12 protein-coding genes are annotated in these 13,690 nt (G+C 47.0%); 8 read left to right on the top strand and 4 right to left on the bottom strand.

Features of this window, described 5'->3' with window-relative positions:
• The first annotated feature begins 127 nt into the window (after nt 1-127).
• Nucleotides 128-1,549 (top strand): DPP IV N-terminal domain-containing protein, encoded by a 1,422-nt coding sequence (locus tag QUA45_RS19025; RefSeq protein WP_333221846.1) that lies wholly within the window; start codon nt 128-130, stop codon nt 1,547-1,549.
• A gap of 140 nt (nt 1,550-1,689) precedes the next feature.
• Here QUA45_RS19025 and hpsL read toward each other — a convergent pair whose 3' ends face one another.
• Nucleotides 1,690-3,354, bottom strand: coding sequence for a hormogonium polysaccharide biosynthesis protein HpsL (hpsL, locus tag QUA45_RS19020; protein WP_333221845.1), 1,665 nt, complete (start codon nt 3,352-3,354; stop codon nt 1,690-1,692).
• 537 nt (nt 3,355-3,891) lie between these two features.
• Between hpsL and QUA45_RS19015 the strand changes: the two genes are divergently transcribed.
• Nucleotides 3,892-4,575, top strand: coding sequence for an alpha/beta hydrolase (locus QUA45_RS19015; protein ID WP_333221844.1), 684 nt, complete (start codon nt 3,892-3,894; stop codon nt 4,573-4,575).
• 143 nt (nt 4,576-4,718) lie between these two features.
• On the opposite strand, the gene QUA45_RS19010 is transcribed toward QUA45_RS19015, so the two are convergent.
• The 3 genes from QUA45_RS19010 to QUA45_RS19000 all read right to left on the bottom strand — a co-directional run bounded on the left by QUA45_RS19010 (nt 4,719) and on the right by QUA45_RS19000 (nt 8,781).
• The gene (locus QUA45_RS19010; protein WP_190662712.1) at nt 4,719-5,615 is read right to left on the bottom strand and encodes a succinate--CoA ligase subunit alpha; all 897 of its coding nucleotides are present in this window, start codon (nt 5,613-5,615) and stop codon (nt 4,719-4,721) included.
• Nucleotides 5,616-5,698: 83 nt separating this feature from the next.
• On the bottom strand, nt 5,699-6,928 hold the full coding sequence (locus QUA45_RS19005; protein ID WP_190737143.1) for a succinate--CoA ligase subunit beta: 1,230 nt from the start codon (nt 6,926-6,928) through the stop codon (nt 5,699-5,701).
• 335 nt (nt 6,929-7,263) lie between these two features.
• On the bottom strand, nt 7,264-8,781 hold the full coding sequence (locus tag QUA45_RS19000; protein ID WP_333221843.1) for a glycosyltransferase family 2 protein: 1,518 nt from the start codon (nt 8,779-8,781) through the stop codon (nt 7,264-7,266).
• A gap of 246 nt (nt 8,782-9,027) precedes the next feature.
• Between QUA45_RS19000 and ebsA the strand changes: the two genes are divergently transcribed.
• From ebsA to QUA45_RS18970, 6 genes are all read left to right on the top strand, one after another.
• Nucleotides 9,028-9,402 carry a type IV pilus biogenesis protein EbsA gene (gene ebsA / locus QUA45_RS18995; RefSeq protein WP_006634686.1) on the top strand — a complete coding sequence of 125 codons (375 nt, stop codon included), beginning with the start codon at nt 9,028-9,030 and terminating at the stop codon, nt 9,400-9,402.
• Nucleotides 9,403-10,042: 640 nt separating this feature from the next.
• Nucleotides 10,043-10,189, top strand: coding sequence for a hypothetical protein (locus tag QUA45_RS18990; protein ID WP_333094460.1), 147 nt, complete (start codon nt 10,043-10,045; stop codon nt 10,187-10,189).
• A 482-nt stretch (nt 10,190-10,671) separates the two neighbouring features.
• A complete protein-coding gene (locus tag QUA45_RS18985) occupies nt 10,672-11,769 on the top strand; it encodes a phosphotransacetylase family protein (protein WP_333067827.1) in 1,098 nt (365 codons plus the stop codon).
• Nucleotides 11,770-12,045: 276 nt separating this feature from the next.
• Nucleotides 12,046-12,549 carry a hypothetical protein gene (locus QUA45_RS18980; RefSeq protein ID WP_039887610.1) on the top strand — a complete coding sequence of 168 codons (504 nt, stop codon included), beginning with the start codon at nt 12,046-12,048 and terminating at the stop codon, nt 12,547-12,549.
• Between the two features lie 15 nt (nt 12,550-12,564).
• On the top strand, nt 12,565-12,981 hold the full coding sequence (locus QUA45_RS18975; RefSeq protein ID WP_333151531.1) for an MAPEG family protein: 417 nt from the start codon (nt 12,565-12,567) through the stop codon (nt 12,979-12,981).
• 137 nt (nt 12,982-13,118) lie between these two features.
• Nucleotides 13,119-13,610, top strand: coding sequence for a YajQ family cyclic di-GMP-binding protein (locus tag QUA45_RS18970; protein ID WP_333074574.1), 492 nt, complete (start codon nt 13,119-13,121; stop codon nt 13,608-13,610).
• Nucleotides 13,611-13,690: the final 80 nt, after the last annotated feature.

The following is a 13,690-nucleotide window of genomic DNA, read 5'->3' as shown; positions in this document are numbered from 1 at the left end:
CCAGCAGCAAGAATCCGTCCCGCAAAAAAATGTTCGAGCTAATTATTGGCAGAATTAAACAGAGTTTGAGGCTGTCGAGACATATCGACAGACAAACACTTTAAAAATTAGCAGAGGAATCGATAAAATGCGTTTTAACTTGCATTGCCCGCTGCGAGATGGAACAGGCAAGATGCCCGTTCCACAAAAGCTTGTTCCACAAGAGTTTAAGTTGAGTGTGGGGAGTAGGGGTTGGGCATTTTGGCCGCCCCTGAAAAGCTTGTTGCAAATTCTGCAAGTTTTCAGCTTCCATAAATTATGGCCGATCGCACTTATCTGCCTATTTTCATTAACACTCTTAATCAGCTTGTTTTTGAGCCTTCACAGCCCTCCCCCAACCGCAGCCCAAAAACCAAGGATACTAGCGTTTACCGCCCTCCAGATGCGCGGCAGCGAGACCAGATCCAATTTATTTGCGGTCGATGCTACCAGTTCCGCTCGCCGCGAACTTGCACCTAATATAGATGTTAGCCCTACCCTAGTGTGGTCGCCCAACGGCCAGCGACTGGCTTTTGTTAGCGGATACACCGACATCTATACAGTCAATGCTGACGGTCCTCAACTAACTAAACAGTTTGCTGGGGATGCTTGCAAAGCAGCTAATTTTGCAATAGCTTGGTTTTCCAACAGCCATAAATTTATTTTTGCACGTTCTTGCGACGGGTTTACCTCTGATACTCCCGGCAGTCAATCACTTTATACAAGCGACACTTCTGGCATCCAAGGAACTAAATTAGTTAGGAATTTGGAAGTAGGAGGATATCCGCCTAAAACAGAAATTTCATCAGAATTTTACCTTTCGCCGGACGGTCAGCAGGTAGCATTTGTCAAGGATAAAAATATCTACAAAATGAATGCCGACGGTTCGGGAATGACCAAACTAACTAAAAGTCCCGGCGAATATATATCCGGTGGAAGCCAACTTGTTTGGTCGCCCGATCACACAAAAATTGCTTTCCTGTTCGGCACTTATCCGAAACAGCAAATTTACACCATTAATGCCGATGGAACCAACCTCAAAAATTTGACGAAAAACCCCCAACATGAGGTTTACAACGTCAAACTATTTTGGTCGCCCGACAACAGCCGCATTGCTTACTATTATAATAAACCCGGCGATTCAGCAGGTGAACAGCAAGATATCTACCTGCTCGACATTAACCGGGGGACAGCCAAGAACCTCACCCAAAAACCCAGAAACTACGACGAAATTTCGTGGTCGCCGGATGGCAAATTTATTGCTTTCGTCGCTGGAGAGTTCAATAATCAAAAACTCTACACAATCAATGCTGACGGGAACCAGCTAAATCACCTAGCTAGCAGGCTAAAACCGTCGGGAATTTCAGAATTAGCTTGGTCTACTGACAGCCAGCAAATTGCTTTTATATTTAACGAACTCCAAGAAGACAAAAGCAACTTGTATGTAATTAATCGGGACGGTTCGGCATTGACTAAATTGACAAACGACCAGGATTTGAATGCTAGCAATCCGGTTTGGCAACCGCAGTAAAGTTAAGAGCCACAATATGCTGTAGGGGTGGGTTTTAGCACAGATAAACCCAGAATAGCGGGCTATATTGGCACTACCCCGGAGGAAAGCGGGTTACTGGACAAAAAAGAATTCACCAAACTCAACACTCAAAATTATTCTCAAATTGGGGAAGATGCAATAATTTTTTTCTCCTTTAATGGCTGGTGAACTGGCAATTCATTTGAATCAATTTCCTGCTGTTTTTCATCCTGCACCTGTTTATCAATTTTGGGCAACTTTAAAATCGCCCCAGCTAAAACCCAATAATACACGGACACTGGATCTACATCCAGCGGATAGTATTGAGTATTGATCGTAATAAATCCAACAAACACCCAAAAACTAGCTCCGTAACTCCGCAAACTTTTGTCCTTGACAGATCGGTAAGCTCTAAAAGTTAAAAAAGCTAAGTGTAAAAGCATGATCTGAAAACTAATCATTCCCGGATAACCGAGTTCGTAGATCAACTTAGGTTGAAAAGTTTCAATTAACTGCGTGGTACCAAATATTCGCGTTGAATTAGTCGCTCGTCCCACACCTCTACCGAAAGGTTTGTCAATGATAAAATTATTGCTCTGCTCGAACTGATTAAAGAGAAACTGCTGGGGCGGTGCAGCATTCCAGCGGTTAACAAAACTCTCCCACCGCTGCTCGATAATTCCCGGGTTAATAGCTGCACCGACAAACAGCAGAATCGCCAGTCCTGCACCGATGGGAATAAATCGTTTGAAATTAACTAATTGACCGGTGAGAACTAGCAGGATTGCTGTCGCAACGGGAACCATAACTAAAGCAGCTCTTTGACCGGAAATAACTGCATTGGCAAATATTAATGCCATGCCAAATAAACCGATAACTCGCCACCAGAATGAAGGGTCGCAAAAGGCAGAGGCAAAGGTTAAAAAAGCATTAGAAATTAAAAACCACGCCCACTGCCAAGGCGCGACAAAGGTTCCCGGCAAGCGGACAAACTTGACTTCGGGACTGAACACCAAAGAACCGCCGACAAAACATCTAGCTTCCAGGGTTGCTTTGTATAATTCTGCTCCGGTCATTCCTCTGGTTCCCGCACACTTTCCACTTTGCAGCAACAGGTACTGAATCAAACCGAGAAGGCAGCAAACGATCGCCAAAACGATGTGCATTCGACTAAAAAATACCAAATCCTTCTTAGTGCGGAGCAGATAATAGGTACAAGCAATCAGCGGTATGTAACCTATCAATACTTTTAAGCCGAGAATTCCTTGCAGAATTGGCTTGTCGCCCTTCATAGGGTTGAGCTGCATCTCCCCGTTGACAAAAATTAAAGTCAGCATTGCCATCATCAACAGGATGCTGAAGGTAGAAAGCATTTGTTTGGGAATGAACAGGGGCAACTGTTTCTTTTTACAGCTTTGAATTAGGGCGATGAGAGCTGGTATGTAGAAAGCATCTTTGGCTACTTGAAATGCAGCATTCCCGCCACCAATTGCATAAGTAATTGTACCGCTGAAAGGCAGGTAAATTAGAAAAGTCCACAAAGCTTGGCGGGGATATTTGTAGGAAAGCAGCAAGATGCCTGCGGCTGTGCCTCCTGCAATAGCAATCTTAGGGCCGGCTACGAACAACAGGGGGATGCTGAGAGCAACGGTGACTAAGCAGCTTATGGCGATCGCCTGCACCAATTCATTGCGCTTTTCTGAAATTTTGCGTTTTTGTGCAGCTACTTCTTTTTTGCTGAGCGCTCTTGTTTTTTCGCTGTGCTTGTGTTTGGATTTCTTGGATTTGCGCTTGGTTTTCAGCATATAGTAGAAGGAAGTTCGGCAACGAGCAATGTACGGGATGTAACGGATGTAACGGATGTCAGTCTGATGGAAGAGGGAAGTTCGGCAACGGATTCTATAACGGATGTAACGGATGTAACGGATGTGAGTCCGATGTCCGTCGGAAGAAGGAAGAAGGAGGGAAGAAGGAAGAGGGATTTAGTTGCCTAAGAGAGAAAGAATAAGCAATCGAGCCCTTATGTTTGTGCAATTAAGAAGTCCTCCCCGTCAGGGCGGTTCCTATAATTTTTATAAGGCACTTATGTAGAAGGCGGAAGACACTCTGATATAGAAGGCAGGAAATTTAGAAGGTAGAAGGCAGAAGGAATAGAAGCGAAAAGATTTCGGCAGATGTGGTTACTTATTTTTAAAGTCAAGATCGAGAAAAAGTCTCGGTCGAGATTGTCGGTGTGACGCGGGCACAAATTACACTGGCGACCTTGTAGAATATAACTGCTGCATCTATAATGTACAAAAATGTACAAATCTAGAAAAAATAATTTTAATGTAGCGGTGAATATGAAATTAACAAAATTTGTATCGATCGGCATTGCCCTAGTTTTAGGAGCAAGCGGGAGCATATTATCTAGCAGCAGTACAGCATTAGGGGCCGAAAAAGTTGTCCTCACATTTGGCCCGATCAGACAAGGCATCAATATCAGCGACTTAGAAGACTTTGCTAAAAACGGCACGACGACGCCAACCCTCCAACAAATTATCCGGTTCTCCAAAATGGACGCGCAAATGCTGCGGGGGTTCATGGGTTTAGAAATTGGTTTAAAGCCTGCTAATCTGGCGAGGGTGGTTTACAGCACCCCAGGAGAAAAAATCACTGACGATATCGGTCAAGCAATTCGGACTCAGCGCCGCACAGAAAGCGGGAAAGCTTTGCGGGCAGCGGTGATCCTGGCATCCGGGGACGACGGTAAGGTATCGCTGCTAGAAATCCTGAAAAAGTATCCTCTCAACGAGGTTTACGTAGATGTTGCCAGCCTTCGCACCGCTATTGGCAAAGTTCAGACTATAGCTGGAACTCTGCGAAGCCTGCTTCAAGATGTGACGAGATCGACAACTCGCCCCGAAAGTCCGATCGAACCTCGCCGCAGCGTGCAGCCAACAACTCCGCCTCCCGCGCCGCGCCGCGCCGCCCCTTTGCCAGCACCCGCACCGCAGCCTGTGACGCCGGTCAGAGGGCTTTGGTAAAAAAATCATAAATGTGTCCTAAAGGCGGGTTGAAGCGGCTGTTGTGGCATTCTGCCCACTCTTTTGAGACCAAACCCGCCCCCGCCCTACCCCTATCCCAACCCCCAAAAGGGTTAGGACTTTTGTGGAAACTCCCAAAGGAATCAATTTTTCTTTAGCAATTTTTTGAGCAACTTAGGAATCTCTGAAGGTCGAGCCGCCACAGGTATGTCCGCCTCTTCAAACGCAGCCATTTTGTTTGGGGCCGTAACTCCAAAGGCTTTCTGGGCAGCCGCCCGAGAACTGATCAGGATGCCGGCGTGGCCCAAAGACGGCCCCTTGGGAGCGTAGCGGCCGGCCAGATAAGCAACCACGGGTTTGTCGATCGCCGAAGCGATGTAAGAAGCAGCAGCTTGTTCACTCCACCCGCCAACTTCCCCCACCAAAACCATCGCTTCGGTACTGTCGTCTTCGTCCAAAAGTTGCAGCCACTGCATAAAAGAAGAACCGACAATCGCGTCGCAGCCAATACAAACTGCCATCGACTGTCCCAACCCAGCCTCCGTCAGTTCTAGGGCAACTTCGTAAGTCAAAGTGCTGCTGCGGCTGATCACTCCCACCGGGCCGGGAGTGTAAAATTCCTTGGGGTGAGTTCCCAGCAGGAGTTTGTCGGGCACAATAATCCCCGGACTGTTGGGCCCGATTACCAAAGTTTCGGTGGCTTCTGCTTTTCTGACTAAGTGCACCATATCCAGAGGAGGCACTCCCCCAGTAACGATCGCGATTTGCCGAATTCCTCCGGCGATCGCTTCTAAAGCAGCATCCAGCACCGAGTAAGCGTCTACCAAAATTACCGCAGTGTCAACGTGACCCACTGCCGCCACTGCTTGTTCTACCAAATCAAAAATCGGAATTCCCTCCACCTCCAGCCCCCCCCGACCGGGACTAACACCGGCGACTACATTCGTGCCGTATGCTTTCATCATCAGGGCGGCGCGGGTGGACGCGGGAGATTCTGTAATGCCCTGTACTAGGACTTTGCTTTCAGGAGTTAAATTCATTTTTTCCCACTTGACACTCGATCTGTAAAAAGCAGAAGGCCTTCATCTGTACAGAAATCTCATTTTTTGCCGATCAACTGCCGCTACTTGGCGGAGGATACAGAAGCGGCCGCGGCCTCATCCAAAGTGCTAGCTAGCTGCACCGGCAACTGTCCCAAACGCTTTTTAACAGCATCAGCATCGATCTCTACCAGCCGCAGCACCACTTGGATGTGGCGGTTAGCGCGAGCTTTCCGTTCCAAATAGCCGGCTACTGCAGCGATTATTTCCTCGGTCTTGGAGGCGCTGCCCAAAATATTTACAAGTATCACCTTAACGCTTTTATCTTGAGCGACTAACTCCAGACCCAAATCCGCGCGATCGCGCAGGGCATTTGCTGCTTCGTAGCGGTCTAGGGAACCAATATTCACAAAATTAGCTGGTTTTCCTCCTTGGTGGGTTACAGCATCTAGAGTTGCCATTGTCAGGCCCACTCCGTTGCACAAAATCGCGATATTCCCGTCTAGTTCGATTAATTGCAGGGATTCGGAATTGGAGATTGGGGATTTAGATTTGGGGTCAAACTCCGGCTGCTGCTGAACCTTCGAGTAGGAATGGGGGCGATCGCCAGGGGCATGGAGACTTCTTCTTTCCCGTGCCAACCCGCTGTTTTGCCTCTTCCCCGATAGTGCGGCCAAATCTGGATGTCGCCCCAAGGCATCGTCGTTGGCGGTCACTTTACCGTCTAAAGCCATTACCTCTCCCGTCGGGCTGATGCCTAGAGGATTGATTTCTACTAAATCTAAATCTTTTTCGACAAACAGCCGGTACATTTTTTCGACAATGGTGCTCACCGATTGAATCAAGTCTCCCTGCAATCCCATTTTCAGCGTGAGACGCCTCGCGTAGAATGGCGAAAATTCTTGATCTACGGCAACTTGCTGCATTTGCTCGATCGACCGTTCGACATCCATACCTCCTTGTCTCGAACCCAGAAGCACCGGGCGGCGGGCTACGGGGTCTAGGAGTACCGCTAAGTACAATTCTTGGTCAGCGTTGTACTTTGCTTCTGCCAGTAGAACTTGGGGATATTCATCCTCGATCGGCAAATTAAAAATTGTTTGAGCGGCTGCTACTGCATCGATCGTATTTTCCACAAACTTGATACCGCCCGCCCTGCCCCGTCCCCCAGCCCGCACTTGCGATTTGAGTACAACGGGGTAGGGAATTTTCAGTCCTTTGAGGTCGGCGGGATTGTCAATCTGCTGCGACGGCAAAATCGGAATTGCCATCTGGCGAAATAAAGATTTAGCTTGGTACTCTAACAAATCCATTATCAATTACGGGTTACGGGTAGTTGGCAACAAGCAATTCGTCCTAATTGGCAATTCATAATTAATAGATAGTAATTGGTTTTTTGTCAAGTTAAAAGTTAAAAATTATCGCTTTTATCTTTTATTTTTCGACTTGGTATGACCGATTACTTATTCGCTATTACCGCTCGCCGATTACCTATTACCTAAGCTGTTTCAAAGTGTTTTTTTCTCGGAATTGCCAAATTTTACTGTCGGCTCTGGCGGGGAGATATTTGGCGAGCGTTGGTGTTTTTTTGTCTCCCAAAATCTTCGGACGTTCGGCGATACTGTGCCGAGATATTTTTGCGAATTGTTTACTTGATGCTATTAACAGCGCCTTGATGGACGGTTTTGACCCATTTGAGCCGCTTGGGCCGTACCGCAATCCGAGCCGTCACAGTCCCTACCAGCAGCCAGTGGAACATATACACAGTACCCCGCAGCGTTTGCAGGAAGGTGACAAAAACTCTTTTAACGTCAAATTTGGCCTCTTTGCGAGTGCGGCGCAAACCGACAAACATTCCCACCACCGACAATGTAAGGGTCATAAAAGTTATGGGACTGGCGATCGGCATCCGGCGCAGCGCAATTGACATCACAAAGTCGGGTAGCGCTACTGTGGGTAAGAAATATTGAGATACCCAAAATCCAAATAAATCCCAAGTTTTCCCAGTTCCCATGCGGTTCCGCAAAATTAGCCGCCAGTAGTCAAGATAACGCTGATAGCCACCTTCGGCCCAGCGATTGCGCTGGTGCCACAGAGCGCGAGGGTTAGTGACTCCTTCTTCTGATACGGCTGGGAAAGCGAGAAATTCAATGTCCCATCGGTCTAGGTGCAGCCTCAGAGTCAAATCCAGGTCGTCGGTAATCGTCTCTTCGTTCCAGCCTCCGCAGCTTTCCAAGGCGGTGCGACGCATGAATTGGCCGTTACCGCGCAATTCTCCAATGCCGCCGATCGCAATCCGCTGCTGCTGGAAAAAACTGTCGAGAGCCATTTCAGCTTCTTGGCCACGAGTCCAAAAATTTACCGAAGCATTGGCGATGGCTTTTCTGACTTGCACAGCCCCTACCTTTTCTCCATGGAACACTGGCAGCACCCGGCGCAGCAAATCCGGCGTTACCGTCGCGTCGGCGTCAAATATTCCCACAAATTCCCCGCGAGTCAGCGGCAACACTTGATTGAGTGCTCCCGACTTCCCGCCGCTGGCATTTGCTCCTCTGCGAAATACTTTGAGCTGGGGGTACTTTTTGGTTAGCTGTTCCAATACAAGCGGCGTGGCGTCGCTGCTGTGATCGTCGATCGCCCAAACTTCGTAGCGGTCGATCGGATAATCTACATTGCAGATGGATTCTACGAATCGGGCAATCACCGCTTCCTCATTTTTCGCGGCCACCAGCAGCGACACGTAAGGCCAATCCTCTCGGCTTTCATCGGCCAGAGGCGGCAGTGCGGGCTTGGGCGAAGCAAACAAAACTCGAAATGCTTGCATCCACAGCAGTCCCGTCAACCCCCACACTACCCACGCACCCCAAGAAATCAAGTGCAGGGCGATCGTGCCGGCCCAAACCGCCGTCAGCACTGCGGCGGCTTTTCTGCGGCGTCCCCGGTACAGATTTTGAGGAAAAGAGGGAGTTCCCGGCACAGACACCGCAACCGGGAGCTCTGCTTTTGTTTCCGCGTCAAACACCCTGTCGCCAATGTCTGGTATAGCAAATACTTTGCTGAGCTTCGAGTGCGAGGTCAAACTCTTGAGCTCTTCTTGAGCTAAATCAGAGATGTCCAAGTTAAGCTCGCTGCGAGCGTCGTTTTCTGGCCAAGAACTCTCCTGCATAGGTTACTTGATTCAACCACCAATAGTTTTTGATTTTAGATATAAGCATCTACTGTATCAGTTTCTGGACTTTTGTCGAAAGCGGACGGGAGGACAACCAGCGGGTTCGGTGCTTGTACTACCCTGGTAAACGGGTACTGCATCGAGTATTTTGGTTGACTTTTGCTTGCGATCGACCAGGAATATCTGTTAGTTTTTTCTGGGGATCTAAACTATCTGTTAGTAATAATTGTCTGAGGTGGAAATATGTCTATTCCTCAACTCAAGCCAGCCGATGACAAAGAAGTGAAAGTCTACGCGCCTTTCTGTCAAGAGCCCAGGCGCAAGTTTTTACCGCACGCTATTGGTCTCTACAAGCTCAAAAGCTTGGAGGGGGCAAGAAAAATTGACGGTGGGGAGAGCGTGCCGTTTGTCGCTAGTTGGAATATCTCGTCGCTGCCGATCGACTTAACCCGCTGTCGGGTGTTGTTTGACGGCAATGCTGAACTTAGCTACGAAGTGACTATGCAAAGCTCTGAGTTTGTTAGTTGCTTAATTGAGGTACTCCTGACTTTTCAGCGAACTCGTACTGTCGATTTTTCTAAAACGTTTTACCGCAAGCTGATGCGAATGGATGAATAACTTTCACCGCAGCCGCACTCCCGAAAGTCCGCAATTGACAATCAAGCAAATTAATCCGGGGTCCCCGGATTGATTTGTGGATCGAAAAAAAAGCTCCGAATCCCGATCGCCAGCCCCCGGATTTATCAGTGGGATTGCTGTCTTCAATCTAAAATCTAAAATCTAAAATCTAAAATCGATTGACGGGCGCTATAACTGACGCACCAATAGTGTAAAGCCACGACGGCAACATTACATGATTGGTGCGCCAGCCCTATTTGAGAAGCGGAAATAGTAAGTGAGTTGTTTGATCATTCTCAATAATCCCTTTGGGGGTCAGCACTTATCCCCATTCCTAAAGTAAATCTACTGAAGTTTTCTGTTGAGCGTGATACAAATTTCGCGTATGGACTCAGGCTTTGCCTGAGTCCATACCTGTATTTCATCCAATTGAAAACTGCTGTATTTGTTGTGGGACAAGCGCAAAAGCCTATTTCGGATATTGGTGCTGTGCGAGTACGCGCGAGCGAAGCTATCGCCGCGAGGCGAATCGCGCCGTCCGATTTCGTTCAAATTTTTCGACTCGGTAGCTGAGAGGAAAGGGCTGTAGATCCCCCCAAGGAAAATCAATCTACAGCCCTTGAACTGCGAGTGGGATAGTATGGCAATCAGCCTTTGGGCTGCCGAAATGCCAGCAGACACCGCCCGACAATTTATGTGTTTAGATGCTAGAAGTCCGAGCATAACAAGCTTATTGCTCGCATTGCCAGATATCAGTTTGAACGGGGGCGAGCGCACTAATAATTAATAACTAATAATATTTATCCATTTTTAATTATATGCAAAACTGATTAGGCAAGCACCGTGATTTCTTCCTATACACTTTTCTATTTAGCAACTAAAAAATTTTCTAAACCTTATAAATAGGGTGTTAAGTAAGATCTATCATCCATTTTTACCTTGTTGTTTTTATTTTATATATTTTTTGTGGTCTGATACGGGCAATAATAAGGCATAAAAACCTTACAGTTAAACCTGTTTTTACATAAATTAGGCTTGATAAATACTTATTAAAAACGGCTGGTAAAACAAACAATTAAAAAACTCCTTTCCCAAAATCAAGTAAAAAGAATGGGCAGAAAAAGGCGGCGAATATGTGAATAATAATTTTCCGTAAGAAAACAAGCTGCCCAAAAGCGACAAAATCGAGTATAATAGTATTGCCAAATTGAGTCGCAGTTCACAAATACTGTAGAAAAAACTAAATTTATTGAAATAGACAGGTGCAAATTGAGGATTGAAGGCGTACCCAAATTGACTAAATATTTGCTGATCGGTTCCACAAAAGCTTACAGCGGCAAGTCTGCCATAGCCTTGGGGATGGCACTCGGACTCCGGGAAAAAGGACTGGCCATCGCCTACGGCAAACCTCTGGGAACCTGTTTCAGCTCCGAGGGAGCTGGGATCGAGGACGAAGATGTACGGTTCGCGGTAGAGACGCTGAAGCTCTCAGAAAGTCAGATGCCGTCAACACTGCTGTATTTGGATGAAGAGACGGTTCACAAGCGTTTGCGGAGAGAAGACAAGACAGATTACCGCCAGTCTTTAGCGCAATATTTGCAAGCTCCCAGCGGAGACTTGGTGCTGTTAGAAGGCCCAGCTAATTTGGAGGAAGGCAGTCTGTTTGACTTGTCTTTGGCTCAAGTCGCTGAGGCAGTTGATGCCTCTGTACTGTTGGTAGCACGCCCGATCGATCTTTATATAGACGATTTGCTGTCGGCTAAACAGCGTTTGGGTTCGCGGTTGCTGGGAGTGGTACTTAATGACGTTCCCTCGGACAAACTCGAATCGGTAACGGCGACTGTGCGGCCTTTTCTGGAGGCTGCGGGTATTCCAGTTTTGGGAATGCTGCCGAGAAGTGCTTTGCTGCGGAGTGTCAGCGTCAAAGAATTGGTGCACCAATTGAAAGCTGATGTGCTGTGCCGTCGAGACCGTTTGGATTTGATGGTGGAAACCTTGACAATTGGTGCAATGAATGTTAGTTCAGCTCTGAAGTATTTCCGCAAAGCGAGAAATATGGCGGTTGTGACGGGGGGCGATCGCACCGACATTCAGCTAGCGGCTCTGGAGAGCTCGACTCAGTGCTTAATTTTGACAGGCCACTTGCCTCCTTCTCCCCTAGTGATTGGCAGGGCAGAAGAAATGGAAATTCCGGTTTTGTCTGTTGATTTGGATACCTTAACCACGGTAGAAATTATCGACAGCACCTTTGGCAGCGTGCGCCTGCACGAACCGATCAAGGTGGAATGCGTTACTCAGCTAATGGCAGAACATTTTGACCTTGATGGCATGATGGCATCCTTGGGCCTGAGCGATCGAGTCCATTAATAACAGAGCCGGAGCTGAGGGAAGAAGGTATTCGGCAGAGAACTTTTTGTTTAAATAAATAAAAAGCCAAAATTCTTAAATTCTCAATTTTTCTTGAATTCTACCTTGAGCTCCGGCTGCCGAATGTCTTCAGACATTCTGCCTTCGGGCTTCCTCAAATCTCCAGATCCTCTAGTCTGAACCCGTAAATCAGCAATTCTTAACTTCTTTTTGGCGGCAATGGCTAGTGAGTCTGCTAAAATCCACAACGTAGTTTTATTTAATTTAATAAATTCTTTGAGTCAATCAATTGAGCTACCCAGAGTAGATGATTTTTTACAAGAACTTGCGGCGATCCAGCAAACCAGCTCCAAGCGGATTGCTCTTTTGGGTTCTCGCCACGTTCCTATTACCCACCAGCAGCTAATTGAGATGCTGAGCTACGCCATAGTTCTGGGAGGCAATCAGCTCATCACTTCTGGCGCTACAGGCACCAATTCAGCCGCAATTCGGGGGGCAATGCGAGCAGATCCTAATCTGCTGACAGTGATTTTGCCACAAAGTATGAGTCGCCAGCCTCGGGAGTCTCGCGACCAACTCGAACAAGTGATACATTTGGTAGAAAATCCCAAAAATGATAGCTTGTCTCTCCCGGAAGCAAGCGCCATGTGCAATCAGGAGATTATTTCTCGCTGCCAGCAACTGATATGTTTTGCTTTTCACGAAAGCCACACTTTGCTGAAAACTTGCCAGGATGCGGAGGAACAGCGCAAGGTAGTTACTCTGTTCTATTTTGATTGAACTGCGAGGCGGATGATGCTGTTGGGATTACCTGTGTCGGTTATTCTGCTTGATTGTATAGCTGCTGCTGCTGCGCTGGTTTACGCACCGTTTTTGGTGGTTGCGTTCGCCCGCTTGCAGCTAGGCTACGACCAAGCAGCCCCCCGCGCTATGTTTGATAAGTTGCCGGCTTACGCTCAGCGGGCAACTTGGGCTCACCAAAATTCGTTTGAGACGTTTATGCTGTTTTCAGCGGCGGCTTTGATGGCTTTTGTGACGGGGGTAGATTCGGAACCGGCGGGTTGGGCTGCGATCGCTTTTACGATCGCCCGGTTGTTGTTTTCGGTTTTCTATATTCTGAATGTGCCGCTGGGGCGATCGCTCATGTTTGCGATTAGTTCTTCTTGCACAGCTACTTTATTCTATTTCAGTTTAATGGCTGTTAATGGTTAATTGTTATTAGTCAGTGGTCATTAGTCATTAGTCATTAGTTAAGAGACGCTTAATTAATGACTAATTACCAACTATCAACTATCAATTACCCATTACCAACTACCAATTACCCATTACCCATTACCAATTACTAATTTATGGCTGCTAGTTATTCTTTTGATATTGTCAGCGAGTTCGATCGGCAAGAATTAGTTAACGCTGTTGACCAAACTGTGCGGGAAATTCAAAGCCGCTACGACTTGAAAGATACCAAAACTACCGTGGAATTGGGTGCAGAATCAATTACTGTCAATACGGACAGCGAATTTACTCTCGACGCAATTCACACTGTTTTGCAAACTAAAGCCGCCAAGCGCAATTTATCTTTGAAAATTTTTGATTACGGCAAAGTTGAACCTGCTAGTGGCAGTCGCGTGCGTCAAGAAATTAAACTAAAAAAAGGAATTAGTCAGGAAATAGCGAAACAGATTACTAAATTGATTCGCGATGAATTTAAGAAGATTCAAGGTTCAATTCAAGGAGATGCAGTGCGGGTGTCTGCTAAGGATAAGGATGATTTGCAGTTGGTGATTCAACGCTTGAAGCAAGAAGATTATCCGGTGGCTTTGCAGTTTACAAATTACAGGTAAATTTTTGAAAGCTAAGTATGGGATTCCCAGTTGTGCGATCGCCTCTTTGAGTGCGATAGAAACTGCGTTGCGCTTGCTGG

It is taken from the genome of Microcoleus sp. Pol12A5 (assembly GCF_036701435.1).
Classification (GTDB): Bacteria; Cyanobacteriota; Cyanobacteriia; order Cyanobacteriales; family Microcoleaceae; genus Microcoleus.
This window is presented reverse-complemented; position numbering and strand designations above follow the sequence as displayed.

What these genes read in the sequence shown, in the direction of transcription:
- QUA45_RS19025 (WP_333221846.1), top strand. Translation starts at nt 128, where the DNA reads ATGCGTTTTAACTTGCATTGCCCGCTGCGAGATGGAACAGGCAAGATG.
- hpsL (WP_333221845.1), bottom strand. Translation starts at nt 3,354, where the DNA reads ATGCTGAAAACCAAGCGCAAATCCAAGAAATCCAAACACAAGCACAGC.
- QUA45_RS19015 (WP_333221844.1), top strand. Translation starts at nt 3,892, where the DNA reads ATGAAATTAACAAAATTTGTATCGATCGGCATTGCCCTAGTTTTAGGA.
- QUA45_RS19010 (WP_190662712.1), bottom strand. Translation starts at nt 5,615, where the DNA reads ATGAATTTAACTCCTGAAAGCAAAGTCCTAGTACAGGGCATTACAGAA.
- QUA45_RS19005 (WP_190737143.1), bottom strand. Translation starts at nt 6,928, where the DNA reads ATGGATTTGTTAGAGTACCAAGCTAAATCTTTATTTCGCCAGATGGCA.
- QUA45_RS19000 (WP_333221843.1), bottom strand. Translation starts at nt 8,781, where the DNA reads ATGCAGGAGAGTTCTTGGCCAGAAAACGACGCTCGCAGCGAGCTTAAC.
- ebsA (WP_006634686.1), top strand. Translation starts at nt 9,028, where the DNA reads ATGTCTATTCCTCAACTCAAGCCAGCCGATGACAAAGAAGTGAAAGTC.
- QUA45_RS18990 (WP_333094460.1), top strand. Translation starts at nt 10,043, where the DNA reads ATGGCAATCAGCCTTTGGGCTGCCGAAATGCCAGCAGACACCGCCCGA.
- QUA45_RS18975 (WP_333151531.1), top strand. Translation starts at nt 12,565, where the DNA reads ATGCTGTTGGGATTACCTGTGTCGGTTATTCTGCTTGATTGTATAGCT.
- QUA45_RS18970 (WP_333074574.1), top strand. Translation starts at nt 13,119, where the DNA reads ATGGCTGCTAGTTATTCTTTTGATATTGTCAGCGAGTTCGATCGGCAA.